Below are 23,401 nucleotides of genomic sequence, written 5' to 3'. Positions count from 1 at the left end.
CCATGCGCCTGACGGGGCTTGTCGCCGAAGGCTACCGATCGCTCAAGTCGATCCGGCTTGAACTCGGCCAAGTCGGACTGTTCGTCGGTGAAAATGGCGTCGGAAAATCCAATCTTTACCGCGCGCTGCAACTGATCAAGGCAGCAGGCGAAGGCACGCTCGCTCGTGCGATCGCCGGCGAAGGCGGCATGCAGTCGGCGCTGTGGTCCGGCGCGCGCCGCCTAGGCAGACCGGTCCGCGTCATCCTGCAGGCGGATGTCGAGGATGACGAGACAGCGGCCCGGTTCTCCTATCGGGTGGAGATCGGCCTGCCGCCGCCCGTTTCGGCGGGATTTGCCTTCGAACCTCACGTCAAGGAAGAGAGCCTTACGGTCGAGACTGGACGCCGTCCGGTGGAGATGATGAGCCGCAAAGGGCCAACGGCCTACGGGCGCGATGGCGACGGCAGGCGTGTCGAGCACCCTACAAAACTGCTCAATTCGGAGACTGCGCTGGCAGTCCTTGGGGCTTCGGGCCGCTATCCTGAGGCGGGCGACCTGCGTGCCGCCGTTTCGGGTTGGCGCTTCTATCATGGTTTTCGCACCGATGCCGATTCGCCGGTCAGGAAGGCTTCTCTGGCGATCACCTCAACGCTGCTGGATGAAGATGGCGGCAACCTTGCGGCGGTGTTCGCAACGCTCGCACACATCCGGCAGGACACGGTCGATCTCGACCGCGCGCTGGCCGATGCCCTGGGGGCAAAACTGGAAGTTCCGGAGCCGGGCGAGACCGCCACTTTCGGATTGCGGCTTCCGGATTTTCCGCAACGCTTGTTCCGGCCGCAGGAACTCTCGGATGGGCAGATACGCTTCCTCGCGCTCGCCGGAGCCCTGATGTCCTATCGTTTGCCGGGGCTGATGGCCCTCAACGAGCCGGAGGCCAGCCTGCATCCACGCATGCTGCCTGCGCTGGCCGACATGATCGCCAAGGCGGCTGAACGGACGCAGCTTTGGGTGGTCACTCATTCGCGAGAGCTGGCAGATCTGATTGCCGACCGCACCGGCGCGCGAGCGCTTACCGTGGTGCGGCCGGATGGGGCAACAACCATCGAAGGCCTCAAGCTGACCGGCCGGATATCGGACGATTAGTGGATTGGCTGGCGCGTGGCTTGATCAGGTTCCAGCCCAGCGTCATTCCGGCAGCGGCGACAAGAATGGCGATGGCGCCGACCAGTTGCAACGGATGCAAGCGCTGTCCGAAGACCACGAAGTCGGCAATGATGGCGACGACCGGGTAGATGAAGGACAGTGCGCCGACAAGATTGGTGGGCAGTTTCTGAATCGCGCCGTAGAGCAGGATGTACATCAGTCCGGTGTGGATGACGCCGACCGCGGCAAGCAGAACCCAGGTGCGGGCGTCTGTCGGCGGGTTCGTGAGATTCGTGAACGGGATGAGCATCAGGATACCGACGGTAACCTGGATGAGAGCAATGAGGTGCGGCGGCACCCCCTTCAACTTCTTCGCGACAATCGCGGCGATCGCATAGAAAAATGCAGCCCCGAGTGCCAGCAAGATCCCGACGAGATAGTTCGAGCCGGTATGGGCTGCGTCCGGTTTGGTCTGCACGATCAGCAGCATGCCCGCGAAAGCAATTGCCAGCCATGTCAGTTTAGTCAGCGTCAGGCGCTCCCTGAACAACAGTGCGCCCAATGCCACAAGCATGAAAGGCTGAGTGTTGTAGACGGCTGTAGCGATCGAGATCGACGCGCGCGGGAAGGCGGCGAAGAGCAGCAGCCAGTTGGAAACGATGGCGATGCCGCCGATGATCGCATAGGCGATCTGCAGGCGCGAGATCACCTCGCGCCTGAACAGGCCGAGAGCGCCGCAGACGAGCAGCAGCGTGGCTGCACCGAAGGCGCATCGCCAAAAGACCACGTCCATGACCGGCTGTCCGGAGAGGACGACAAATACGCCGATCGTTCCCGAAATCATCATTGCAGCGGTCATTTCAACCGTGCCGCGTGTGTTGTCCGACATGACGCCACCTTTCTTCGTACCGGCCGTTTTGTACGCCTTCGAAAGGCGGGGATATATGTTTACTGAAAGGTATTTGTGCGGTTCTTCCTAATCTTGTAAGGTTTTGTACCTAATGAACCTAAGGAGAGCCGATTTTGGACGAACTTGACCGGCGCATCGTCGAAATCCTGGTCGATGATGCGCGCATTTCATTGAAAGAGCTGGCGGCTCGCGTGAACCTGTCGTCACCGAGCACGTCGGAGCGGCTGCGCCGGTTGGAGGAGCGCGGCGTTATCCGTGCTTTCACGGTGGATGTCGACCCTGCCGCGCTCGGCTACACGCTGCAAGCAATCGTGCGTATCAAGCCATTGCCCGGCCGGCTGCATCAGGTGCAGAAGCTGGTCGAAGAAATCCCGGAGTTCACCGAATGCGACAAGGTGACCGGCGACGACTGCTTCATCGCGCGGCTGCATATCCGTTCGATCAGCGACCTCGATCACATCCTCGACAAGATCACCGACAAGGCCGAGACCAGCAGTGCCATCGTCAAAGCACAGCCGGTGAAGCGCCGGCTGCCTCCGTTCGCTTGAACTGTGGTGTACAAAAAGAAACGGCGCCGTGAAGGCGCCGGTTCTATTCAACTCGAAGCTGATATCAGCCGATCTTCTGACCGGTCTTGGCCCAGTCGGCGAGGAATTGTTCCAGGCCTTTGTCGGTCAGCGGGTGCTTGACGAGCGCCTTGAGCGTGGCCGGCGGGACGGTGGCGACGTCGGCGCCGATCAGGGCGGCGCGCTTGACGTGATCCGGCGTGCGGATCGAAGCGGCCAGGATCTCGGTATCGAAGCCGTAATTGTCATAGACCTGGCGGATCTCCGCGATCAGCTCCATGCCGTCGAAGCCCATGTCGTCGAGACGGCCGATAAAGGGCGAGATGAAAGTGGCGCCAGCCTTGGCGGCGAGCAGCGCCTGGTTGGCCGAGAAGCACAGCGTGACATTGACCATGCGGCCTTCCGCGCGGATGGCGCGGCAAGCCTTGAGGCCGTCGAGGGTCAGCGGCACCTTGATGCAGACATTGTCGGCGATCTTGGCCAGCCAAGTGGCTTCCTTCATCATGCCATCGTAATCGGTGGCGGTGACTTCGGCCGAGACCGGGCCTTCGACGATGTCGCAGATCTGCTTGGTGACTTCATCGATCTTGCCGCCGGACTTCAGGATCAGCGACGGATTGGTGGTGACGCCGTCAAGCAGACCCAGCGCGTTGAGTTCCTGGATTTCCTTCACATCAGCGGTGTCGACGAAGAATTTCATGATGGTCTCCTTGGGAGGGAATGAGGCACTGCGCCAGGGGCTTGGCGTTGCTCTTTGCTCTAGACCAAAGTCGGGGCAAGGTCACGCGTCATGAAAGAAGATTCGCCCCTCACGACGGCCGCACCCGTCCTGGTGCCGATGCCGGCCGAACGAGCCTATACCTACGCAGTGCCGGAACGCATGCGCGTGGTGCCGGGTTCCATCGTTCGCGTGCCTCTCGGACCCAGACTGGTGGCAGGGGTGGTTTGGGACGGCGCGGTCGAGCAGGTCGATCCCAGGAAGCTCAGGCCCATTGATCATGTCTTCGATTGTCCGCCGATCGATCACGACATGCGCCGCTTCGTCGATTGGATCGCGCAATACACGCTTACCCCGCCCGGTCTTGTCGCGCGCATGCTGCTGCGCGCGCCGGAAGCCTTCGACCCGGAACCATGGATCGAAGGCCTGCAGCGTACTGCCCTCGCCCCAGGCAGGATGACCGGCGCGAGGTCTCGCGTTCTGGAAACGGCCGAGAGCGGGCTGGCCTGGACACGCTCGGGTCTGGCGCATGCGGCGGGTGTCTCTTCGACGGTCATCGATGGTTTGAAGGCGCAAGGCGTATTCGAGACGGTGATGATCCCGCCGCGTCCCGTGGTGGCCCCGCCCGATCCGACCTATGCGCGGCCAGAATTGACGCCGGACCAGGCGGCCGCGGCCGAGACCCTGCGTGCAGGGACGGCTGCGGGGACCTTCGGTGTCACGCTGCTGGACGGTGTTACCGGGTCTGGCAAGACGGAAGTCTATTTCGAAGCGGTGGCGACCGCGCTGGACAAGGGCAAGCAGGTGCTGATCCTGCTACCGGAAATCGCGCTCACCCATGCCTTCCTCGAGCGTTTCCAGTCGCGCTTCGGCGCAAAACCCGCGGAATGGCACTCCGACCTTGCACCGAAAATGCGCGAGCGTGTGTGGCGGCAGGTCGCGGAAGGCACTGTGCGGGTCGTGGCCGGCGCCCGTTCGGCGCTGTTCCTTCCTTTCAAGGAGCTTGGCCTTATCGTCGTCGATGAGGAGCACGATCCTGCCTACAAGCAGGAGGATCGCGTCTTCTACAATGCTCGCGACATGGCGGTGGTGCGCGGCCACATCGGCTCCTTCCCGATCGTGCTCGCTTCCGCCACGCCTTCGGTCGAAAGCCAGGTCAATGCCAATCAGGGCCGCTATGCCCGTGTCGACCTGCCCGCACGCTTCGCCGAAGCTGCATTGCCTACCTTGCGCTCGATCGACATGCGCCGGGCGCCGCCGGCGCGTGGAAGTTTCCTATCGCCGCTGCTTGTCGAGGCGATGAGCAAGACCCTAGCAAGGCAAGAGCAGTCGCTTCTGTTCCTCAATCGGCGCGGCTACGCGCCGCTGACGCTGTGCCGGTCTTGCGGCCATCGTTTCGGCTGTCCGGTCTGTTCGGCATGGCTGGTCGAGCATCGCTTTCGCGGGCAACTGGTCTGTCATCATTGCGGTCACAATGAGAGACGTCCCGATGCCTGCCCGGAATGCGGTACGATCGATCATCTGGTGGCATGCGGGCCGGGCGTCGAACGCATCGCCGAGGAAGTGGTCGCCACGTTCCCGGACGCGCGCACCATCGTGCTGTCGTCCGACCTCGTCGGCGGCGTGCGGCGGCTCAGGCTGGAGCTGGAGGCCATCGCGAAAGGCGAGGCCGACATCGTCATAGGCACGCAGCTCGTCGCCAAGGGTCACAATTTCCCAAATATGACGCTGGTCGGCATCGTCGATGCGGATCTCGGCCTCGCCAATGGCGACCCACGCGCGGCCGAGCGCACCTTCCAGCTCCTGTCGCAGGTAACGGGCCGTGCCGGCCGCACAGGCAAGAAGAGCCTTGGGCTGCTGCAGACCTACCAGCCGGATCACCCGGTGATGCGGGCAATCGTTTCGGGAGACGTGGGTGCTTTCTATGAACGCGAGATCGCCGAGAGGGAGCGTGCAGCACTGCCGCCGTTCGGAAGGCTCGCCGGTATCATTATCAGCGCGGAGACGCGCCACGACGCGGAAGCCCATGCGCGCGGCTTGCGCCGGGCGGCGCCGGAAGTGTCGGACATCTTCGTGCTGGGTCCCGCGGAAGCGCCATTGGCCATGGTCGGCGGCCGTCACCGCTTCCGCCTGCTGGTGCATGGCGAGCGGCGCTCCGACATGCAGGGTTTCGTGCGCCAGATGCTGGCGGAGGGGCCGAAAGTGAGGGGATCGGTGCGGGTGAGTGTCGATATCGACCCACAGAGCTTTTTGTGAGGCAGACGGTTTGATCGAGGCCGAAGAATACCACCCGCAATTCCATTCTCTCGACAGGGAGCGGCACGGCGAGGCGGTGTTGGAATTTTTTAACGTGCGGCCGACTATGCGCTGATGGAGCGCGGGCAGCTTCCCGATGCCACAACCGTCCAGGATTTTTTCGAAGATTGCCCTCCCGGTTGCGATCCGGACGCTTCCCTCAAGCTTGCCTGTCTGGACGGTCAGGGCCGCATCCTCGGCATAGCGGATATGGCATTCGGTTTCCCCGAAAGGTCGGACGCGCCTATATCGGACTGTTGCTGATGGATCCCGGCATCAGGGCGCAAGGCCTTGGCCGGCGTTTTTTGGATCATCTTGTCGACGAGGCGAGCCGGCGACGGATGCTGGGTTGCCGTGCTCGACGTCAACAGGCGTGGTCGCAGTTCTGGGAGCGCGAAGGTTTTGTGCTGGAGAAGACGTTCGAGCCGCAAGACATTGGCCTGAAAAAGCATATTCTGCGCCGGCTGGTCAGGCCGTTGTGGCCGGCATCCGTGGGAACTGGCTGGTAAGTCACTTGGGGAGAATTCGATGTTTGGAAGGCTGGTTTTGTCGAGTGTGGTGTTTCTCTCACTGGCGGGATTTGCCCAAAGTCAGTCCTTGTCTGGAATCCGCGTTGGCGAGGTCTTTGCAAGCAGCGCCAAGCCGGCTCAGGCACCTGTCGCCACCGATGAAATCGATGGCTACGCTTTGACGAAATGGAAATTGCCGAATGGCAACTACCTGTCGGTCACCAGGCGTATCGATGGCGACAAGATCGTCTATGCCGAAGTGGACTGGGACGGAAGCGCATCCGGGGCGGTCAGCGATTTTGCCGGTTTCCGTTTCGGCGAAACCACTCTCGCCGATATCCGGGCGAAGTTAGGCAGCAATGGCTTCGCCTTCAGCAATCATGTCATCAAGCCGATGCCGGATGGATCTTTGATGTCATTCAACTCCTATGAGGTCGAAGGCTCCGATACGATCGTGGTGTTTATGACCAAGACCACTGCCGAAGGTTTGAAAGATTTGTATGAGGGCAATGATGTTTCGCGTGCCGGAACGCTTGCACGGTTGGACGCGCTCATTCTGGCTCAACCGGAGTATCTGGCAACAAACTGGGGCCCGGATCGCATTTTTGATCCCAATTACGTCAAGATCGCATCGCCAAACTGAATTGGAACCTGTCTGTCCGGAATGGCGATCACCGATAGCAGCGACGCGCGATCCGCTTCCTCGATTCGCTGCACCTGCCATCCTCCCATTTCGAGATTCGTGCGGAACTTGGCGCCGATCGATTCGACCTGGCTCGGGGATGGCGGTTCACAAGTAAGGACAAGCCTGCCGCCGGGCCTGAGCATGCCACGGATATTTTTCAGTGCCGCGCTCGCGTCGATCCAGAACAGGTTCACATTGATGGCGAAGACGATGTCGAAGCGCTCTGCGCCGGCGTCGAAGTCTTCGATCGCGCCGTGAATCAACCGCAACCTGCCGGCGCGCTCATCGACCGCGTTGAGCGTGCGCGCCGCTGCGATCGCCGTCTCGGAGCGGTCGATGCCGACCAACCTTCCGCTGGTCAGCTTCGACAGCGCGAGTGCCGCGGCGATGCCGCGGCCACCACCGATTTCAAGCACCGTTTCATGGCCGGCGATGCCGAGCCGGTCGATTGTCCAGGCAAGCCGTTCAGGAACTTTCATCGCTGATCCGCACCGTCAGGGGCGGGGCGTATTTGAGGGACTGGTTGGATTGCTGGCAAGGGATGGCAGGAAGAAACGCTAAAGGTTTCCACCAACGGAAACTTTTTGTTGCCTTGAGGGTCTGTTGCAAATAGTTTCCGCACATGGAAACTATAGAGGCCCATCGATGTCGCTGACCCTGTATCTCCACCCACTTGCAGCCTTCTGCCACAAGGTGCTGATCGCCTTTTACGAGAACGACCTCGATTTCCGCTCCGAGACCGTGGACCTCCTGGATTCCGATTCGGCGGCGAGCCATCTCGCACGATGGCCGGTGGGCAAGATCCCGGTTCTGCATGACGCAGCGCGCAATCGTGTGGTGCCGGAAACCAGCATCATCATCGAATATGTGCAGCGGCACTATCCTGGCCCATTGTCGATGTTGCCGGAAGCTGCGGATGCGCAACTCGAAGCTCGCTTGTGGGACCGCTTTTTCGATCTCTATGTCAGCGAGCCGATGCAGAAGGTGGTTACCGACCAACTGCGGCCGGAGGGCGGCAAGGATCCGGTCGGCGTCGCTTCCGCCAGGAAAACACTGGATACGGCCTATGCCATGATCGATGGGCAATTGGCCGGAAAAAAGTGGGCAACCGGCGACGACTTCACCATCGCCGACTGCGCTGCCGCGCCCTGCCTGTTTTTTTCCTCGATCGTGCATCCATTTGCTGCCGATCAGGATAGTCTCTCCGCCTATCTTGAACGCTTGCTGGCGCGGCCGTCGATCAAGAGAACATTGGAAGAAGCGCGGCCGTTCTTCTCGATGTTTCCCTACCGCGCTGCCATGCCGGAGCGTTTTGCAAGCGGTGCCGCCTTTGTCTGAGGTTATACATGCAGCAAGTCCAGCCCCTCGACCGCATCTTCCTGGCGCTCGCCGATCCGGGCCGACGCGGTATGGTCGAGCAGCTGGCACGCGGTCCGGCGACGGTGAAAGAACTGGCGCAGCCGGCCAATATGCGGCTGCCGTCAGCAGTCAAACATCTCAAGGTTCTGGAAGAGGGCGGCATCGTGGTTTCGCGCAAGGCCGGCCGCACCCGCACCTATGCCATGCGGCGCGACGCATTCGCGCTGGTGAACGATTGGGTGAACGCGCGCGAAACCGCTCTCAACGCGGCATTCGATCGCCTCGCCCAAGTGATCGCCGACATGCCTGAAGAGGAACAACGATGACGATCGAACACAAAACCTTTGTCGTCGAGCGCGAGCTGGCAGCCAGTCCGAAACATGCCTTCCGCTTTTTTTCAGAGCCGGCGCTGAAGGAGCGTTGGACCTCCTGCCACCCCGACTGGACTGTACTTGAGGAGGCGTTCGATTTCCGCGTCGGCGGTGTCGAGGCCAAGCGCTGGCGCACCGACAAGGGGGATGAGCAGACCTTCCTTGCCCGCTATCTCGATATCGTGCCGGCGCAGCGCATTGTCTATGCCTTCGACATGAGCTTTGCTGGCGAGCGGCTTTCAGCTTCGCTGGCAACGGTCGAGTTGTTTGCCGAGGCAGCCCGAACGCGAATGGTCTTCACGGAACAGATCGCCTGGCTTGGCGACGCCAGCATGTTGCCATTGCGCATTGCGGGTACCGGCGACGGGTTGGACCTGCTCGCGGACATCATCGCGATGGAAGCCGCCGGCGTGCATTAAGTTTCTGTTTTATTTTGATATATCAATTGATATATCACCTTTGATGCGCTTAGCAGTGGGTTTCATCTCGCTGAAAGCATGCTCGGCAATTCATAAGGTTATCGCCAGGAGCAGGCCGCCGACAACGGCAATGTTGATGATGAAGGTGGAGCGCAAGCCCTGCCTTTGTGGTCCGGAATAGCGCCAGAAATTGAGCGCCAGTGCGCTTGCGGCGATCGTGAAGATGATCAGGGCGACCGCGGCATAAGGTCTGTAAAAACCAAGAACCAGACACAGGCCGGCCGTGACCTCAAGCGCTGAGCCGGCAGCAAGCAGCGGCACAGGCGCCGGGAAGCCGTGCTCGCCAAGCTGCCCGGTGATGGCACGGAAGCGCAGGAAATGCTCCAGCCCCGCCCAGACAAAGACGCCGCCGAGCAGGATGAAGCCGAGATGCTGAATGAAGAAGGGCATGGCAGACCTCGCATGATGTGAACGTGTCACATCATGCCCTGAGGTCTCACCACAATCTTGAACGAAACGGTCAGACTGCCGGTTTCAGCCTTCCGGCGTGCCGGCCGTGACGGCTGCCAGCCAATGGCGAATGATCTTCTGTTCAGCCTCGGAATAGCCGCTGGCGAGGTCGGCTTCGAGCAGTCGGACGCGGCCGCGTGCCACGGCATACAGCGCCTCGCCTTTTTCGCTCAGTTCCAGTTGGCGGATGCGCTCGTTGCTGGCATGGCGTCGTTTTACGATCGTGCCGGCCTTTTCGAGATTGGCGACGATCACGCTGAGCGTCTGCGGTGTCAGCAACGCCGCGCGCGCCAGGTCGGCATTGGACAGGCCGGGATAGGCACTCAGCATCGCCATCACCGCAAATTGCGGCTGGGTAATGCCCAGGTCGGCGAGCGTCGCTTCCATGCGATAGCGATAGGCGCCTGCCGCCTGGCGAAGCAGATAGCCGAAGTAACCGTCCTCGCCGCGCTTGCCTTCGCCGGCACGCGGTACGACCTGTTTGGAAACCGGTGGGGTTATGGCTCCTCTCCCATCTTCAATCGGCGTGACCATCGTGATCGTCAGGCAGAAGCACCGTCAAGGGTCCGCAGTTCTCATCCGCAACGAACATCGCAAGCAGGGACGCCGGCTCGGTCTTGCTCGCGTTCTCTGCAAACAGATGAATCGCGCCTGTCGGTTCGAACCAGCTTTGTCCCTCTGTGTAGGTCATGGGCGGCTCGCCCGCGAGTTGGGACTTCAGCGTGCCCTTCAGCACGAAGGCCGTGACGTTGCCAGGATGGCGATGGCGCGGCGTATAGGCATCGGGCGGGAAGTCTACGATGGCCACGGTTACGGCCTTGCCTGGAATATCGGGCAGAGGTGTGCAGGAAATCGGTTTGATTTCGGTCGCGGGTCGGCTCGAAGCCGCAGCGGGTGCGCTGCCTTCTGCCATGTGCATGGCGGTTGGCTGCGGGTCCTGGATTGCCACATACAGTCCTGCCAGAATTGCGCCCGCCGTTACGACTGCGACCAATGCAATGAGATAGCGCCGCTTCGAGAGGCTGTGTGGAGGCGGGTTGTTGAAGACTTGGCTGCTCATGCGATGGTTCTCCTGAAATCGGCGTCCCAACCGAGTTCCTCGATGGCTTTTTCGATGGAAACCTGGCCATTCGGTTCCGCGATATTGTAGGTTCCGCCGCCGCGCTCGACGGCAAGCAGAGCCGCATAGGCGGCCGCTTCGACATGCACGGAGGCGCCGGGTTTCGGCGCGCCAAACCCGGTCCCCGGACCGTAGAACTGGCCGTAGCGCAGGATGACGGCCTCCATTGGTGCCCCGACAACCTGACGTTCGAGTGCAATGACGCCGTTGACACTGATGGAGCGAGGTTCTGCCGCGCCGGTATCCAACGGATCGTGTTCGCCATACGGCAGCGGGCCGGGTGCATAGGCCCAGGCGATGCTCTGCGCGATCAACCGCTTGGCACCGGCCCGCTTCGCCGCCTCCACCAAGTTGCGGGTGCCTTCGTCGCGGATGCGGGCGTTGCGCCCCACCGCCTCGCCCATCCAGGTCGGATCGAGATCTTTCGGCAGATCGGTCAACTGGTGGATGACGATCTCCGGCCTCGCTTCAATCATGGCTGCCGCCAGCGCCTCGGCATCAAACACATCGACAACCACGGCCCGCGCACCTGCCGCTTCCAAATCCACAGCCTTCGAGGCCGAGCGAGTGGTGCCCCATACCGAATGACCTTTCTCGACAAGCATCGGTACGAGAAGCCGCCCAACCGCTCCGGTGGCTCCGGCAAGAAAAATCTTATGACGCATGCGAACACCTTTCAGATATCAAAGCTCTGATATCAGTGCTTTGATATGAGGTCAAATGGTGGGAAGTGTGAGAACGTCCGCGCGCTGCCTGCGTGCTTGACTTCCCGAAATGATGATCTTCAATGCGGTCTCGTTTCGAGGGGACCAAAATGGAATTCGCATTTCCTTGGCCGACCACCCAGGGTGAGTGGCTCGCCTGGTCGAGCGCAGCGGTTACGCTGCTGCTCGGGCTGGCTTTGTTCTTCGCGCCGGGGCTTTGCTTCAAGCTGCTGCGCCTGCAGCCCAAGCCGGAAAAACCGGAGGCAATCGCCGAGGCGCGGGCCCGGATGGCTGGCTTCTATCTCGGGATCGGTCTCTGCGCGATCCTGCTGGCCCAGCCATTGCTTTATATGGCGCTCGGCTTCTCCTGGCTGTTTACTGCCTTCGGACGAATCCTTGCCATGATGTCCGATGGTGCCAACACGCCGTACAATTGGGTTGCCGTCGTGGTGGAATTCGTGCTTGCAGCACTGCCGCTCGCCTTTGCCTTCGGCTTTTTGGCCTGAATCGCACTGAATCGGCAGCCAAGCATTGAACTCGACCGCCGGATGCGACAAAAGTGCCTTGAATGCATGTCCGTGGACGCATTGCGGTCCTGAAAAGCCTGTGCTAGACGGCAACCGACTTTCGACCGGGGGACAGCGGAAGCCGCGTCCCTTGGCTTGAAAAAATGCAGTAAGGTCAAAGATTTAGCCAGAGTTTTCGCTCGCGCCAAGGATCTGCGGCCTCTCAGACAAGAGAAAAGACGGTCCGTGGCCCAAACGTCCTCGCCAATCTCCGCTGTCGCAGAACGCTATGCGTCGTCGCTTTTCGAGCTGGCGCTCGAGGCGAAATCCGTCGCCAAGGTCGAAGCTGATCTCAGCAGCTTCGAAGCTCTGCTCGCCAACAGCGCCGATCTGAAGCGCCTGATCGAGAGCCCGGTGTTTTCCACCGAGGAGCAGGTCCGCGCCATTTCCGCCATCGTCGACAAGGCCAAGATCAGCGGCCTCGCCGGGAACTTCCTGCGCGTAGTGGCCGGCAATCGCCGCTTGTTCGCGGTGCCTGGCATGATCAAGGCATTCCGCCGTATCGCCGCCGAGCATCGCGGCGAGACCGCTGCCGAGGTCACGTCGGCGCACGCGCTGACTTCGGCTCAGGAAGCGGAACTGAAGACCGCACTGAAAGCCGTCGCCGGCAAGGACGTTGCGATCACCGTCACGGTTGATCCTTCGCTGCTCGGCGGCATGATCGTGAAGATGGGTTCGCGCCAGATCGACACGTCGCTTAAAACCAAACTCAATTCGCTCAAGCTTGCACTGAAAGAGGTCGGCTGATGGACATCCGCGCCGCGGAAATCTCCGCAATTTTGAAAGACCAGATCAAGAATTTCGGCAAGGAAGCCGAAGTCTCCGAAGTTGGTCAGGTCTTGTCGGTGGGTGACGGTATCGCCCGCGTCTACGGTCTCGACAATGTCCAGGCCGGTGAGATGGTGGAGTTCCCCGGCGGCATCCGCGGCATGGCGCTGAACCTCGAAGCCGACAATGTCGGCGTCGTTATCTTCGGTGCCGACCGCGACATCAAGGAAGGCGACACCGTTAAGCGTACCGGCGCCATCGTGGACGTTCCCGTCGGTCCGGGCCTGCTCGGCCGCGTCGTCGACGCGCTCGGCAACCCGATCGACGGCAAGGGCCCGATCAAGGCCACCGAGCGTCGCCGCGTCGACGTGAAGGCCCCTGGTATCATTCCCCGCAAGTCGGTGCACGAGCCGATGTCGACCGGCCTCAAGGCCATCGATGCCCTGATCCCGGTTGGCCGCGGCCAGCGCGAGCTGGTCATCGGTGACCGTCAGACCGGCAAGACCGCCATCATTCTGGACACCATGCTGAACCAGAAGTCGGTCCACGAAACCGGTCCGGATTCGGAAAAGCTGTTCTGCGTCTACGTCGCTGTCGGCCAGAAGCGTTCGACCGTCGCGCAGTTCGTGAAGGTCCTGGAAGAGCGCGGCGCGCTCGACTACTCCATTATCATCGCCGCCACCGCTTCGGATCCGGCGCCGATGCAGTTCCTCGCGCCGTTCACCGGCTGCACCATGGGCGAATACTTCCGCGACAACGGCAAGCACGCCCTCATCTCCTACGATGATCTGTCCAAGCAGGCCGTCGCCTATCGTCAGATGTCGCTGTTGCTGCGCCGCCCGCCGGGCCGTGAAGCTTATCCGGGCGACGTCTTCTACCTGCACTCCCGTCTGCTCGAGCGCGCTGCGAAGCTCAACGACGACAACGGCAACGGCTCGCTGACGGCGCTGCCGGTCATCGAAACGCAGGCTAACGACGTTTCGGCCTATATCCCGACCAACGTGATCTCGATCACCGACGGCCAGATCTTCCTGGAAACCAATCTGTTCTTCCAAGGTATCCGTCCGGCCGTGAACGTCGGTCTGTCGGTGTCGCGTGTCGGCTCCTCGGCTCAGATCAAGGCGATGAAGCAGGTCGCAGGCTCGATCAAGGGCGAACTCGCGCAGTACCGTGAAATGGCGGCCTTCGCACAGTTCGGTTCTGACCTCGACGCCGCCACGCAGCGCCTGCTGAATCGTGGTTCGCGCCTGACCGAACTCCTGAAGCAGCCGCAGTTCTCGCCGCTGAAGACGGAAGAGCAGGTTGCTGTGATCTTCGCCGGCGTGAACGGCTATCTCGACAAGCTGGCGCTGAACCAGGTCGGCAAGTTCGAGCAGGGTCTGCTCTCGCATATGCGCAACGCCGGCAAGGCGGTTCTCGATGCGATCCGCAAGGAGAAGGCGCTGTCGGACGATCTGCGCGGCAAGCTCAAGGCCGAGATCGACAACTTCGCCAAGACCTTCGCTTAAAGAGCGCGGAAGACGGGACCGGGTTTGAAGCATGCCTTCACTAAAAGACCTTCGTAACCGCATCGCCTCGGTCAAGGCGACGCAGAAGATCACCAAGGCGATGCAGATGGTCGCCGCGGCGAAGCTGCGTCGTGCCCAGGAGGCTGCGGAAGCGGCACGTCCCTATTCCGAGCGGATGGGCGCGGTGCTGGCCAACATCACCCAGGCCGTCGGTGGCGGCGGTGACGCCCCGGCGCTGATGACAGGCACCGGCAAGGACGACGTGCATTTGCTCGTCGTCTGCACCGCCGAACGCGGCTTGTGCGGCGGCTTCAACTCGCAGATCGCGCGCCTGGCCCGTGACCATATCCGCAAGCTCCTCTCCGCCGGCAAGCAGGTGAAGATCATCTGCGTTGGCAAGAAAGGCTACGACATCCTGCGTCGTGACTACGCTTCGCTGATCATCGACCGTGTCGATCTGCGCGAAGTACGCACGCTGAGCTTCGTCAACGCGGACGCCATCGCCAAGAAGGTGATCGGCCTCTTCAACGATGGTCAGTTCGATGTCTGCACGCTGTTCTATTCGAACTTCAAATCCGTGATCAGCCAGATCCCCACAGCACAACAGATCATTCCTGCCGCTGCGGTGGAAGGGGCGGGCGAAGCCAGCAACGGCGCCGCCGTCTATGAATACGAACCGGAGCCGGGCGAAATCCTCTCCGACCTCATCCCGCGCAACATCGCAGTGCAGATCTTCCGCGCGTTGCTGGAAAACGCAGCCGGCGAGATGGGCGCCAAGATGAGTGCGATGGACAATGCGACGCGCAATGCGGGCGACATGATCAACAGATTGTCGATCACCTACAACCGCCAGCGCCAGGCGCAGATCACCAAGGAACTGATCGAGATCATTTCGGGCGCCGAGGCGCTCTAAGCGTGAACCGCGAAGGCAGGCGGCCTTCGCACGGAGCACGCGGTAACCAAACGGACGAAAAGGGTAAACACGATGGCGAAAGCAGCGACCCCGAAGAAGGAGGCACCGGCCAAGGCCGCGGCTGCTTCCAAGGCGCCGGCGGCGGCAAAGGCCGCTCCGGAAAAGAAGGCGGCTGCTCCCGCCAAGGCAGCAGCCCCGGCTAAAGCGGCGGCTCCCGCCAAGGCAGCGGTTGCCGCAAAGGCTCCGGCCAAGACCGTTGCGGTCAAGGCCTCGGGTGCTACCGGCAGGGTTCGCCAGGTCATCGGCGCCGTTGTCGACGTCCAGTTCGACAACCATCTGCCGGCGATCCTGAACGCGCTGGAGACCGAGAACGTCGGCAACCGGTTGGTTCTCGAAGTCGCCCAGCACCTCGGTGAAAACACCGTGCGCTGCATCGCCATGGACTCCACCGAAGGTCTGGTGCGCGGCCAGTCGGTCGTCGACACCGGCGCCCCGATCTCGGTGCCGGTCGGCCCAGGCATGCTTGGCCGCATCATCAACGTCATCGGCGAGCCGGTTGACGAAGCCGGCCCGGTCGACGGCGTCGAAGTCCGCGCCATCCACCAGCCGGCCCCGGCCTATGTCGACCAGTCGACGGAAGCGCAGATCCTTGTCACCGGCATCAAGGTTCTCGACCTGCTCGCCCCTTACGCCCGCGGCGGTAAGATCGGCCTGTTCGGTGGCGCCGGCGTCGGCAAGACCGTTCTCATTCAGGAACTGATCAACAACGTCGCCAAGGCGCACGGCGGTTACTCGGTGTTCGCCGGTGTCGGCGAGCGTACCCGCGAGGGCAATGACCTCTATCACGAGTTCATCGAATCGGGCGTCAACAAGAAGGGCGGCGGTGAAGGTTCGAAGGCGGCGCTGGTGTACGGCCAGATGAACGAGCCGCCGGGAGCCCGCGCCCGCGTTGCTCTGACCGGTCTGACCGTCGCCGAGTACTTCCGCGACCAGGGCCAGGACGTGCTGTTCTTCGTCGACAACATCTTCCGCTTCACCCAGGCGGGTTCGGAAGTGTCGGCTCTTCTCGGCCGTATTCCTTCGGCGGTGGGTTATCAGCCGACGCTGGCCACCGACATGGGCGCGCTGCAGGAACGCATCACCACCACGACCAAGGGTTCGATCACCTCGGTGCAGGCCATCTACGTGCCTGCCGACGACTTGACCGATCCAGCGCCGGCAACCTCCTTCGCGCACCTTGATGCGACGACCGTGTTGAACCGCGCCATCTCGGAAAAGGGCATCTATCCTGCGGTGGACCCGCTGGACTCGACTTCGCGTATGCTCGATCCGCTGATCGTCGGTGAAGAGCACTACCAGGTTGCCCGCCAGGTGCAGTCGATCCTTCAGCGCTACAAGTCGCTGCAGGACATCATCGCCATCCTGGGCATGGACGAACTGTCGGAAGAAGATAAGCAGACGGTTGCCCGCGCCCGCAAGATCGAGCGTTTCCTGTCGCAGCCGTTCTTCGTCGCCGAAGTGTTCACGGGTTCCCCGGGCAAGCTGGTCGACCTCGCAGACACCATCAAGGGCTTTAAGGGCCTTTGCAACGGCGACTACGACCACCTGCCGGAAGCCGCCTTCTACATGGTCGGCAACATCGACGAAGCAGTCGAGAAGGCCCAGCGTCTGGCCGCGGAAGCAGCTTAAAGTAAAGCGACTAGCGAATAGGGAGTAGCGAATAGGGGATCGAATGTGCGGCAGATCGCGAGTTTCTATTCGCTATTTCGCTATTCGCTATTCGCTGATTGAACATGGCTAAAGCTTTCAAATTCGAACTGGTCTCGCCCGAGCGCCTGCTTGTCTCGGAAGAGGTTGAGTCTGTCGTCATTCCGGGCGCGGAAGGCGAGATGACGGTCATGGCCGAGCATGCTCCGGTGATGACCACCATCAAGCCGGGTGTCGTTACGGTGAAGCCGGCTTCGGGCAACATCCAGCGCTTCGTGGTGTTCGGTGGTTTCGCCGACATCCTGCCGTCGGGCTGCACACTGCTGGCGGAATCTGCAGTTGCTGTCGAAGACATCGATCGCGCCGAGATTGCCCGCCGCATTCAGGAAGCGCGCGAGGACATCGCCGATGCCAAGGACGATGCGTCCCGTACCAAGGCCGAGCAGTTCCTGCACCAGCTCACCACGCTGGAAGGCGCGATCCTGCCGGCATAGGTTCGCAGTCAACTGAGTTTGGAAAAGCGGGGCATTTGCTCCGCTTTTTATTTGCGCACGCTGGAGTTCGCTGCTTTGCGATCAAACTCCATCCAGAATGATGATGGTCGGCTGGCGGGGCAAGGTCTTCTGGGACAGGGTCAACGAACGGCCGTTCCTCGCCTCGATCGCGAATCTGTCTCGCATCATGTTGGTAAATTCGTCGATCGGTGTGGACTGCCGATGCATCGGCAGGACAATGGAAGAGCGCAGCCTCGTGATGATCTCGCTGAGGACCGGCAAAGACAGTGTCAGGCCGCCGTCGATCGGCACCATCACCACGTCCAGACGGCCTACGGCACCGTACTGAGCATCGTTCAGGCGTGTGTGAAGATGGCCAAGATGGCCGATGCAGAGCCCCGCCGTCTCGAAGATGAAGATCGAGTTGCCGTCGCGTTCGAGTTCACCGCCCCAACTTCTGATGTCGGTCGGTACGTTGCGGATATAGACGTCATCGACCGCCAAGGCATACTTCGCCGGGCCCCCTGAAGGGTTCCAGCCACGCAGGACATGAGCGATGCCGCTGTCCGGCGTATCGGTGAAGTGCGTGCGATGGGCCTTGTTCATGGTCACCACGTCGGGCTGTGGGTCATGGCCATAGACGCCGCTGTAGTCGGTGGCGATACGCACGCCGGCGGGGCTTTCGATGAGATAGGTCGAATGGCCGGCATAGGTGATGGTCACATCGCCGTGCGCTGCTGCGGCCTGCGCGGGCACGGCACTGATGTAGACGACATTCGGCAGGCCTTCGGCGATCGCCAGGCAGCGACTGGGACCCTGGGCAAAAGCCGCAGGCAGAAGGCAAAGGAACGAGAGAACAAAGATCACTGCGCGGCCCACATTACCCTCCTGCGGCGCGAGGAACACTTTTTGCCTATTTCTTCAGTATGCTGGTCAACCGCCTTGGACGGGGGTCACGTTTTCGCGAGCGGTAGGTGACACCGTGGTGGAGGGGCGCGAAACCTAAATTCTCCAAATCCGTCGTGCATTGGCCGACAGCAGTTTCGTACGCTCTTCATCGCTGGTTCCAGCGAGCATAGCCTGGGTCGCGGCAACCCAGGTCGAGAGCCCGCCGCCCAGCGTACAGACCGGCCAGTCGCTGCCCCACACCACGCGATCCCAGCCGAAGCATTGGATGACGTGTTCTGCATAAGGCCGCAACGTCTCCACGGTCCAGTCCGCAGGGTCAGCATAAGCGACGATGCCGGAAATCTTGGCGGCCATGTTGGGGCGGCGCGCGATTTCAACGATATGGTCGCGCCAGGGATGTTCGGCCTTGCTCTTGATGTCGGGCACGCCGCAGTGGTCGAGAACGAATGTCGTGTCAGGCGCCAGGTCGACAAGCGCGATCGCCTTGGGGATCTGGTGCGGCAACACGCAGAGATCGAAGGTGAGGATGCTGCCGATTCGCTTGATGTTCTCGCGAAACAGCACGCCTTCGGAAACGTCGTCCGGCACGACATGCAGCACCCGGCGAAAGCCTTTGACAAATGGATCGCCACGGACGCGGTCCAGATAGGCGGGAAAACCGCTGTCCTCCGGACGACAGGAGGCGATGGCGCCTTTCAGCAAACTGCCCCCGTCAGCCGCCAGTTTCTTCGTGTGCGAGGTTTCAGCTTCGATATCATCCGGATGGACATCCACCTCCATGTGGAAGGCGGCGTCGATACCGGCTCTGCGCGCTTCGGTGGCATAATCCTGATGTGAGAAGTCACGATTGAGTGCCGGTACGCTTTGAAGCCACGGATAGCGCAATGCCTGCCTGTCGATCAGGTGCAGATGCGTATCGAAGATCACTGCGGGCCTCCCCGTGACGATGGAAGGCTTTCCTTCCTCTCCGCCATGAGAGCATCATTCCGCCGGGAAGGAAATGCTTCACCAGGGAGGCTTTTTTGCCGCATCGACGGCAAGACGCAGTGGCCAAGGCAACCGGCTTTCCCTAAGGTGCGCTCGACCGGAGACGGTATCCATCGGCGGCACGGTCTGTGCACGCGATCCCATGACGAAGGATGCGAACGGAGCGGCGCGAAGTCGCCGCGGAATCGCTCCTGCGGGTCATGGGCGTGCTGCCGGGACACCATCCAGCGCAAAGACAGCAGGCGTTGAAAGCGCCGGCATGGAGGAGGAAAACGACAATGGGTGCACTCGATGGCAAGACCGTAGTGGTCACTGCGGCAGCGCAGGGTATCGGACGGGCAAGCGCATTGGCATTCGCAGAGGCTGGCGCGAGCGTCGTGGCCACCGATATCAATGAACCGCTGCTTGCCGAACTGGCCAAGACCAAGGGCATCAAGACCCGCAAATTGGATGTTCTCGACGATGGAGAGGTCAAGCAGGCCTTCGCCGAGATCGGCCGCGTCGACGTTCTCTTCAACTGCGCCGGCTTCGTTCATTCCGGCTCGGTGCTGGAGATGAAGGACGGCGATCTCGATTTCGCCTTCGACCTCAACGTCAAGGCCATGGTGCGCACCATACAGGCCGTCCTGCCCGGCATGCTCGAGCGTGGTGACGGCGCGATCATCAACATGTCGTCGGTGGCTTCCAGCATCAAAGGCGTGCCCAACCGCTTCGTCTACGGCCTGACCAAGGCGGCAGTGATCGGGTTGACCAAGTCGGTTGCGGCGGACTTCATCGCCAAAGGCATCCGCTGCAACGCGATCTGCCCGGGCACGGTCGAGAGCCCTTCACTGGAAGGGCGTATGCGCGCCCAGGGCAATTATGAAGCTGCGCGCGCCGCGTTTCTTGCGCGCCAACCCACCGGGCGGCTCGGAACGCCAGAAGAAATCGCAGCGCTAGCCGTGCATCTGGCCGGTGCCACCTATACCACCGGCCAGGCCTATGCCATCGATGGTGGCTGGACGCTCTAGGATGTTGTTTTTGCCGCGTGATATCACACCGAAGCGAACGCGCTTCGGCTGGAAATGCTCCGTGCCTGAATTGAACTGGAGGACTGTATGAAACTTGTTCGGTATGGCGCCGTCGGCGCCGAAAAGCCCGGCCTCGTCGAGGCGGACGGCACGATCCGCGACCTCTCGGGCCATGTTGCCGACATCGGCGGCAAGACGCTGGATCCGGCGTCTCTCGCAACTCTTGCCAAGCTCGACCCGAAATCGCTTCCGGCGGTTTCCGGCAAGCCGCGTTTGGGGGCCTGTGTGACCGGGACCGGCAAGTTCATCTGCATCGGCCTCAATTATGCCGACCATGCCGCGGAATCCGGCCTGCAGGTGCCACCCGAGCCGGTGGTCTTCATGAAGGCAACTTCGGCCATCGTCGGACCGGATGACGATGTTTTGATCCCCCGCGGCTCGCAGAAGACCGATTGGGAAGTCGAACTCGGCGTCGTCATCGGAAAGACGGCCAAATATGTCTCGGAAGCCGAGGCTTTGGACTATGTTGCCGGCTACTGCGTCGCCCACGATGTTTCGGAGCGTGCGTTCCAGACCGAGCGGTCGGGACAATGGACCAAGGGCAAGAGCTGCGACACCTTCGGTCCGACCGGACCTTGGCTGGTGACCAAGGACGAGATCAAGGATCCGCAGGATCTCAAGATGTGGCTCACCGTGAACGGTGAGACCATGCAGAATGGCTCGACCAGGACGATGGTCTACGGTGTCGCCTTCCTGGTTTCCTACCTGTCCCAGTTCATGAGCCTGCAGCCGGGCGACATCATCTCCACCGGTACGCCTCCCGGTGTCGGCATGGGTATGAAACCGCCTCGCTATCTCAAGGACGGCGACGTTGTCGAACTCGGTATCGAGGGGCTCGGCAGCCAACGCCAGACGTTCAAGGCGGACGTCTAAGACGGACGATCATCCCGACCTTTCTGAAGCTAGAGCGTTTCCGCGTTTCCATAAAAACGGAAACGCTCTGGGAAAGGTCGGGAGCCGTTGCTCTTCCCCCGTCAGGCGCGAGCGCGCCGGCGGTCATCCTCTTGTCCGTCCTGCTCCTTTGCCTCCGTCTTCTGCCATGGCGGTACGCTGTGGCCGGCGTTGAGCAGGAAGAGCAGCGTCGGCGAGCGGCGAATCGTCTGCAGACCGATCACCGCGCATAGAACTGCCAGGAGCGGCAATGTGAAGAAAGTGATCGGAAACAAATCCGATCCATAGTTGCCGAAGAATCGTCGGAAGATGATGCCGGCAAAATTGAACAGGATGGCGTGGCTGCAGAACAGGGCGAAGGCGTACGGCTCCAGCCTTATGAAGATCGACGCAAATCCCGAATGCCGGATCAATCCGGTCAGCACCCAGAGACCGCCAGCCATGGTGATGCGCAGCAACGTATCGAGCGTCACCCGCAACTGATCGTCCAACTCGCCAAGCAAGACACGCTGGAAACGGATGGTGATGAAAATAGCGCCCATCGCGACCAGACCCACTGTCAATGCCAGCGACAAGCGATCGACGGTAATCATGCTGGTGCCAGCAATGCGTAGCCACATGCCGAGAGAGAAAAACAAAAGAAGCTGCGGGCGCTGAAGCAGATAAAGGTCGTCACCGAACAGCGTATAGACGACCAGCAGCGCCATGGTGGGTAGCGCGAAACGTTTCAGTGCCTGGTAGAGCAGCGGGGACAGCAGACAGCAGACGAAAAGGTCACGCAGGAACCACAAGGGCACGTCGAGTGGCCAATCGGTGACGGCGAAGAAGGCGTTCGCCCAGCCGAGCAACGTCGGATCCGGCATGTCCCGCCACTTGCCCGTCATCAGTCCGTACACAACAAGCAGCACCAGCATGACCAGGTTCCAGGACACGAGCGGTACGACAAGCGTCTTGAACTTGGATCGCGCCAGCGATAACGGGTCGGCCTTGAGCAGACTGGCGACAATGAAATAGCCTGAAACCACACTGAGCAGGGAAACGGAGCTCAAGCCCAGGATCCGTGTGAAAACGAAATAGATGAAATCGAAAGCGGACGTGTCCCGATCATAGACATTCTCGGCGATGCCTGGCTGCACGTGAACGAACATCATGAGAAAGATGCACAGAACGCGCGCAATTCTGACACGGTCGGACATTACCGGCGAAACGGGCGGGACAGGCGAGGTCCGGGGTGCGGGGTTTTTCAAAATTCGTCTCCTCGACGTGATCGGCTCCGCGTGATGGAGCGGCGAGCGGTGCGGTCTCTCAGGAGGCGAAGCACAGAGACGCATCGATAAGCGGGCGTTGTATAAAGCCCGGGCGTGGTATTAAGGGGTTCAGACCGTTTGACGACTTCACGAATTACGGCCCCGGTTGACACAGCAGCATGGAGGCAGGGTGCTGGCCGGGCCATTGCCAAGGTCCGGGCAATCATGAAAAACGCGAGATGATCAAGCGTGTCGGACGCATTCTCGGCCTGAAGGCGGGTGGCGCCCGGCCGCGTCTGCCGCGCCTGCGCCTCGATATGGCCGGTACCGCCGTTTATGCGGTGGGGGACGTTCACGGCTGCCTGAGCGAGCTTCTGGCTTTGGAAGACGCTATCGTCCGCGACGCTTCGGCGTTGCCTGGGCGCGCGCTTATCATCATGCTGGGCGACTATGTCGACCGTGGGCCAGCATCCGCCCAGGTGCTCGACCATCTCGCGGCGCCTCCGCCAATCGGCGTGGAGCGCATCTGCCTGGCCGGCAATCACGAGCTTGCCATGCTGGACTATCTGGAAGGCCGCTCCAGTCTCACTGCCTGGTTGCGCATGGGGGCGGAGAGTACCCTGCACTCTTACGGGATTGATCATCGGCGGCTGATCGAGATCTTCCGCGACGCAGAGCAGGTCGACGATGCAATCCGCAGATCGATACCGCCGGCCCATTTTGCGCTGCTGCGCTCGATGCCGGTGCTGGTCGAAACGCCGCGATATATTTTTGTCCATGCCGGTGTGCGGCCAGACATCCCACTGGACAAGCAGACGGACGAGGATCTCGTCTTCATCCGCTCGGCCTTTTTCGAGCGCGCGCATCTGCTTTCGCGCTATGTGGTTCACGGCCATACGCCGGTCGAGGAAGCCGGCCGCGAAGGCATGCGCGTCAACCTCGACACCGGAGCCTTCTTCAGCGGCAGGCTGACGGCGCTGCGCATCTGGCAGGACAAGGGGCGCTACTTCAGCAACTTGCCTCAGGAAGGTTGAGGGCAACCGACGGG

Annotated in this window: 27 protein-coding genes; 17 read left to right on the top strand and 10 right to left on the bottom strand. The window is 61.4% G+C overall.

Annotation, left to right across the window (positions count from 1 at the left end):
• The first annotated feature begins 2 nt into the window (after window positions 1–2).
• Window positions 3–1,127, top strand: coding sequence for an AAA family ATPase (locus tag L4923_RS04250; protein WP_239362292.1), 1,125 nt, complete (start codon window positions 3–5; stop codon window positions 1,125–1,127).
• Here the strand turns inward: L4923_RS04250 and L4923_RS04245 are convergent.
• A complete protein-coding gene (locus L4923_RS04245) occupies window positions 1,096–2,016 on the bottom strand; it encodes a DMT family transporter (protein ID WP_239362289.1) in 921 nt (306 codons plus the stop codon). The two genes, L4923_RS04250 and L4923_RS04245, sit on opposite strands and share 32 nt — an antisense overlap.
• A gap of 131 nt (window positions 2,017–2,147) precedes the next feature.
• On the opposite strand from L4923_RS04245, the gene L4923_RS04240 reads away from it, so the two are divergent.
• Entirely contained in the window at window positions 2,148–2,585 is a 438-nt protein-coding gene (locus tag L4923_RS04240; protein WP_239362478.1) for an Lrp/AsnC family transcriptional regulator, read from the top strand.
• A gap of 64 nt (window positions 2,586–2,649) precedes the next feature.
• On the opposite strand, the gene fsa is transcribed toward L4923_RS04240, so the two are convergent.
• The gene (gene fsa / locus L4923_RS04235) at window positions 2,650–3,303 is read right to left on the bottom strand and encodes a fructose-6-phosphate aldolase (protein ID WP_239362286.1); all 654 of its coding nucleotides are present in this window, start codon (window positions 3,301–3,303) and stop codon (window positions 2,650–2,652) included.
• Window positions 3,304–3,393: 90 nt separating this feature from the next.
• Between fsa and L4923_RS04230 the strand changes: the two genes are divergently transcribed.
• The 3 genes from L4923_RS04230 to L4923_RS04220 all read left to right on the top strand — a co-directional run bounded on the left by L4923_RS04230 (window position 3,394) and on the right by L4923_RS04220 (window position 6,768).
• On the top strand, window positions 3,394–5,577 hold the full coding sequence (locus L4923_RS04230; RefSeq protein WP_239362284.1) for a primosomal protein N': 2,184 nt from the start codon (window positions 3,394–3,396) through the stop codon (window positions 5,575–5,577).
• Between the two features lie 167 nt (window positions 5,578–5,744).
• A complete protein-coding gene (locus tag L4923_RS04225; protein WP_343302649.1) occupies window positions 5,745–6,125 on the top strand; it encodes a GNAT family N-acetyltransferase in 381 nt (126 codons plus the stop codon).
• Between the two features lie 19 nt (window positions 6,126–6,144).
• Window positions 6,145–6,768, top strand: coding sequence for a hypothetical protein (locus L4923_RS04220; protein ID WP_239362280.1), 624 nt, complete (start codon window positions 6,145–6,147; stop codon window positions 6,766–6,768).
• Here L4923_RS04220 and L4923_RS04215 read toward each other — a convergent pair.
• Complete coding sequence (locus L4923_RS04215) at window positions 6,741–7,289, bottom strand: class I SAM-dependent methyltransferase (RefSeq protein ID WP_239362278.1); 549 nt, start codon at window positions 7,287–7,289, stop codon at window positions 6,741–6,743. The two genes, L4923_RS04220 and L4923_RS04215, sit on opposite strands and share 28 nt — an antisense overlap.
• A 166-nt stretch (window positions 7,290–7,455) precedes the next feature.
• On the opposite strand from L4923_RS04215, the gene L4923_RS04210 reads away from it, so the two are divergent.
• The 3 genes from L4923_RS04210 to L4923_RS04200 are packed head-to-tail and all read left to right on the top strand — an operon-like array spanning window position 7,456 to window position 8,959.
• Entirely contained in the window at window positions 7,456–8,148 is a 693-nt protein-coding gene (locus L4923_RS04210; RefSeq protein WP_239362276.1) for a glutathione S-transferase family protein, read from the top strand.
• A gap of 8 nt (window positions 8,149–8,156) precedes the next feature.
• A complete protein-coding gene (locus tag L4923_RS04205; protein WP_239362274.1) occupies window positions 8,157–8,495 on the top strand; it encodes an ArsR/SmtB family transcription factor in 339 nt (112 codons plus the stop codon).
• Window positions 8,492–8,959: an SRPBCC family protein gene (locus tag L4923_RS04200; RefSeq protein WP_239362272.1), complete on the top strand. Its 468-nt coding sequence runs from the start codon at window positions 8,492–8,494 to the stop codon at window positions 8,957–8,959. The genes L4923_RS04205 and L4923_RS04200 overlap by 4 nt, the downstream gene beginning before the upstream one ends.
• Window positions 8,960–9,049: 90 nt before the next feature.
• Here L4923_RS04200 and L4923_RS04195 read toward each other — a convergent pair whose 3' ends face one another.
• The 4 genes from L4923_RS04195 to L4923_RS04180 all read right to left on the bottom strand — a co-directional run bounded on the left by L4923_RS04195 (window position 9,050) and on the right by L4923_RS04180 (window position 11,254).
• Window positions 9,050–9,409 (bottom strand): DoxX family protein, encoded by a 360-nt coding sequence (locus L4923_RS04195; protein ID WP_239362270.1) that lies wholly within the window; start codon window positions 9,407–9,409, stop codon window positions 9,050–9,052.
• 84 nt (window positions 9,410–9,493) lie between these two features.
• On the bottom strand, window positions 9,494–10,003 hold the full coding sequence (locus L4923_RS04190) for a MarR family winged helix-turn-helix transcriptional regulator (RefSeq protein ID WP_239362268.1): 510 nt from the start codon (window positions 10,001–10,003) through the stop codon (window positions 9,494–9,496).
• The gene (locus L4923_RS04185) at window positions 9,987–10,529 is read right to left on the bottom strand and encodes a cupin domain-containing protein (protein WP_239362267.1); all 543 of its coding nucleotides are present in this window, start codon (window positions 10,527–10,529) and stop codon (window positions 9,987–9,989) included. Before L4923_RS04185 ends, L4923_RS04190 begins: the two co-directional genes overlap by 17 nt.
• Window positions 10,526–11,254 carry an NAD-dependent epimerase/dehydratase family protein gene (locus L4923_RS04180; protein ID WP_239362266.1) on the bottom strand — a complete coding sequence of 243 codons (729 nt, stop codon included), beginning with the start codon at window positions 11,252–11,254 and terminating at the stop codon, window positions 10,526–10,528. The genes L4923_RS04185 and L4923_RS04180 overlap by 4 nt, the downstream gene beginning before the upstream one ends.
• Before the next feature lie 149 nt (window positions 11,255–11,403).
• On the opposite strand from L4923_RS04180, the gene L4923_RS04175 reads away from it, so the two are divergent.
• The 6 genes from L4923_RS04175 (at window position 11,404) to L4923_RS04150 (ending at window position 17,249) form a co-directional block, all read left to right on the top strand.
• Complete coding sequence (locus tag L4923_RS04175) at window positions 11,404–11,799, top strand: AGROH133_08824 family phage infection protein (protein WP_239362265.1); 396 nt, start codon at window positions 11,404–11,406, stop codon at window positions 11,797–11,799.
• Between the two features lie 246 nt (window positions 11,800–12,045).
• Complete coding sequence (locus L4923_RS04170; protein ID WP_239362264.1) at window positions 12,046–12,606, top strand: F0F1 ATP synthase subunit delta; 561 nt, start codon at window positions 12,046–12,048, stop codon at window positions 12,604–12,606.
• Window positions 12,606–14,135 carry a F0F1 ATP synthase subunit alpha gene (gene atpA, locus L4923_RS04165; RefSeq protein ID WP_239362263.1) on the top strand — a complete coding sequence of 510 codons (1,530 nt, stop codon included), beginning with the start codon at window positions 12,606–12,608 and terminating at the stop codon, window positions 14,133–14,135. Before L4923_RS04170 ends, atpA begins: the two co-directional genes overlap by 1 nt.
• Window positions 14,136–14,166: 31 nt before the next feature.
• Window positions 14,167–15,048 carry a F0F1 ATP synthase subunit gamma gene (locus L4923_RS04160; protein ID WP_239362262.1) on the top strand — a complete coding sequence of 294 codons (882 nt, stop codon included), beginning with the start codon at window positions 14,167–14,169 and terminating at the stop codon, window positions 15,046–15,048.
• A 72-nt stretch (window positions 15,049–15,120) separates the two neighbouring features.
• Window positions 15,121–16,737: a F0F1 ATP synthase subunit beta gene (atpD, locus tag L4923_RS04155; protein ID WP_239362261.1), complete on the top strand. Its 1,617-nt coding sequence runs from the start codon at window positions 15,121–15,123 to the stop codon at window positions 16,735–16,737.
• 104 nt (window positions 16,738–16,841) lie between these two features.
• A complete protein-coding gene (locus L4923_RS04150) occupies window positions 16,842–17,249 on the top strand; it encodes a F0F1 ATP synthase subunit epsilon (protein ID WP_239362260.1) in 408 nt (135 codons plus the stop codon).
• Between the two features lie 81 nt (window positions 17,250–17,330).
• Here the strand turns inward: L4923_RS04150 and L4923_RS04145 are convergent, their stop codons facing one another.
• On the bottom strand, window positions 17,331–18,128 hold the full coding sequence (locus L4923_RS04145) for an MBL fold metallo-hydrolase (protein WP_239362259.1): 798 nt from the start codon (window positions 18,126–18,128) through the stop codon (window positions 17,331–17,333).
• 123 nt (window positions 18,129–18,251) lie between these two features.
• Window positions 18,252–19,085, bottom strand: a complete 834-nt coding sequence (locus tag L4923_RS04140; RefSeq protein WP_239362257.1) for an amidohydrolase family protein — start codon at window positions 19,083–19,085, stop codon at window positions 18,252–18,254.
• Between the two features lie 338 nt (window positions 19,086–19,423).
• On the opposite strand from L4923_RS04140, the gene L4923_RS04135 reads away from it, so the two are divergent.
• Together L4923_RS04135 and L4923_RS04130 are read left to right on the top strand one after the other, a co-directional pair.
• Complete coding sequence (locus L4923_RS04135; RefSeq protein ID WP_239362256.1) at window positions 19,424–20,155, top strand: SDR family oxidoreductase; 732 nt, start codon at window positions 19,424–19,426, stop codon at window positions 20,153–20,155.
• Window positions 20,156–20,242: 87 nt separating this feature from the next.
• Entirely contained in the window at window positions 20,243–21,088 is an 846-nt protein-coding gene (locus tag L4923_RS04130) for a fumarylacetoacetate hydrolase family protein (RefSeq protein ID WP_239362255.1), read from the top strand.
• Between the two features lie 101 nt (window positions 21,089–21,189).
• Here the strand turns inward: L4923_RS04130 and L4923_RS04125 are convergent, their stop codons facing one another.
• Window positions 21,190–22,302, bottom strand: a complete 1,113-nt coding sequence (locus tag L4923_RS04125) for an acyltransferase family protein (protein ID WP_275448255.1) — start codon at window positions 22,300–22,302, stop codon at window positions 21,190–21,192.
• A gap of 290 nt (window positions 22,303–22,592) precedes the next feature.
• Here L4923_RS04125 and L4923_RS04120 point away from each other — a divergent pair, with 290 nt between their 5' ends.
• A complete protein-coding gene (locus L4923_RS04120; protein ID WP_239362253.1) occupies window positions 22,593–23,387 on the top strand; it encodes a metallophosphoesterase family protein in 795 nt (264 codons plus the stop codon).
• Window positions 23,388–23,401 lie beyond the last annotated feature (14 nt).

The sequence above is a fragment of the Terribium retamae genome, assembly GCF_022347545.1.
GTDB classification, from domain to species: Bacteria; Pseudomonadota; Alphaproteobacteria; order Rhizobiales; family Rhizobiaceae; genus Mesorhizobium; species Mesorhizobium retamae.
The sequence above is the reverse complement of the archived record's forward strand: the minus strand, read 5'-3'. Positions and strand labels throughout refer to the sequence as shown.

What these genes read in the sequence shown, in the direction of transcription:
- L4923_RS04250 (WP_239362292.1), top strand. Translation starts at nt 3, where the DNA reads ATGCGCCTGACGGGGCTTGTCGCCGAAGGCTACCGATCGCTCAAGTCG.
- L4923_RS04245 (WP_239362289.1), bottom strand. Translation starts at nt 2,016, where the DNA reads ATGTCGGACAACACACGCGGCACGGTTGAAATGACCGCTGCAATGATG.
- fsa (WP_239362286.1), bottom strand. Translation starts at nt 3,303, where the DNA reads ATGAAATTCTTCGTCGACACCGCTGATGTGAAGGAAATCCAGGAACTC.
- L4923_RS04230 (WP_239362284.1), top strand. Translation starts at nt 3,394, where the DNA reads ATGAAAGAAGATTCGCCCCTCACGACGGCCGCACCCGTCCTGGTGCCG.
- L4923_RS04220 (WP_239362280.1), top strand. Translation starts at nt 6,145, where the DNA reads ATGTTTGGAAGGCTGGTTTTGTCGAGTGTGGTGTTTCTCTCACTGGCG.
- L4923_RS04215 (WP_239362278.1), bottom strand. Translation starts at nt 7,289, where the DNA reads ATGAAAGTTCCTGAACGGCTTGCCTGGACAATCGACCGGCTCGGCATC.
- L4923_RS04210 (WP_239362276.1), top strand. Translation starts at nt 7,456, where the DNA reads ATGTCGCTGACCCTGTATCTCCACCCACTTGCAGCCTTCTGCCACAAG.
- L4923_RS04205 (WP_239362274.1), top strand. Translation starts at nt 8,157, where the DNA reads ATGCAGCAAGTCCAGCCCCTCGACCGCATCTTCCTGGCGCTCGCCGAT.
- L4923_RS04200 (WP_239362272.1), top strand. Translation starts at nt 8,492, where the DNA reads ATGACGATCGAACACAAAACCTTTGTCGTCGAGCGCGAGCTGGCAGCC.
- L4923_RS04195 (WP_239362270.1), bottom strand. Translation starts at nt 9,409, where the DNA reads ATGCCCTTCTTCATTCAGCATCTCGGCTTCATCCTGCTCGGCGGCGTC.
- L4923_RS04190 (WP_239362268.1), bottom strand. Translation starts at nt 10,003, where the DNA reads ATGGTCACGCCGATTGAAGATGGGAGAGGAGCCATAACCCCACCGGTT.
- L4923_RS04185 (WP_239362267.1), bottom strand. Translation starts at nt 10,529, where the DNA reads ATGAGCAGCCAAGTCTTCAACAACCCGCCTCCACACAGCCTCTCGAAG.
- L4923_RS04180 (WP_239362266.1), bottom strand. Translation starts at nt 11,254, where the DNA reads ATGCGTCATAAGATTTTTCTTGCCGGAGCCACCGGAGCGGTTGGGCGG.
- L4923_RS04175 (WP_239362265.1), top strand. Translation starts at nt 11,404, where the DNA reads ATGGAATTCGCATTTCCTTGGCCGACCACCCAGGGTGAGTGGCTCGCC.
- atpA (WP_239362263.1), top strand. Translation starts at nt 12,606, where the DNA reads ATGGACATCCGCGCCGCGGAAATCTCCGCAATTTTGAAAGACCAGATC.
- L4923_RS04160 (WP_239362262.1), top strand. Translation starts at nt 14,167, where the DNA reads ATGCCTTCACTAAAAGACCTTCGTAACCGCATCGCCTCGGTCAAGGCG.
- atpD (WP_239362261.1), top strand. Translation starts at nt 15,121, where the DNA reads ATGGCGAAAGCAGCGACCCCGAAGAAGGAGGCACCGGCCAAGGCCGCG.
- L4923_RS04150 (WP_239362260.1), top strand. Translation starts at nt 16,842, where the DNA reads ATGGCTAAAGCTTTCAAATTCGAACTGGTCTCGCCCGAGCGCCTGCTT.
- L4923_RS04135 (WP_239362256.1), top strand. Translation starts at nt 19,424, where the DNA reads ATGGGTGCACTCGATGGCAAGACCGTAGTGGTCACTGCGGCAGCGCAG.
- L4923_RS04130 (WP_239362255.1), top strand. Translation starts at nt 20,243, where the DNA reads ATGAAACTTGTTCGGTATGGCGCCGTCGGCGCCGAAAAGCCCGGCCTC.
- L4923_RS04125 (WP_275448255.1), bottom strand. Translation starts at nt 22,302, where the DNA reads ATGTCCGACCGTGTCAGAATTGCGCGCGTTCTGTGCATCTTTCTCATG.
- L4923_RS04120 (WP_239362253.1), top strand. Translation starts at nt 22,593, where the DNA reads ATGATCAAGCGTGTCGGACGCATTCTCGGCCTGAAGGCGGGTGGCGCC.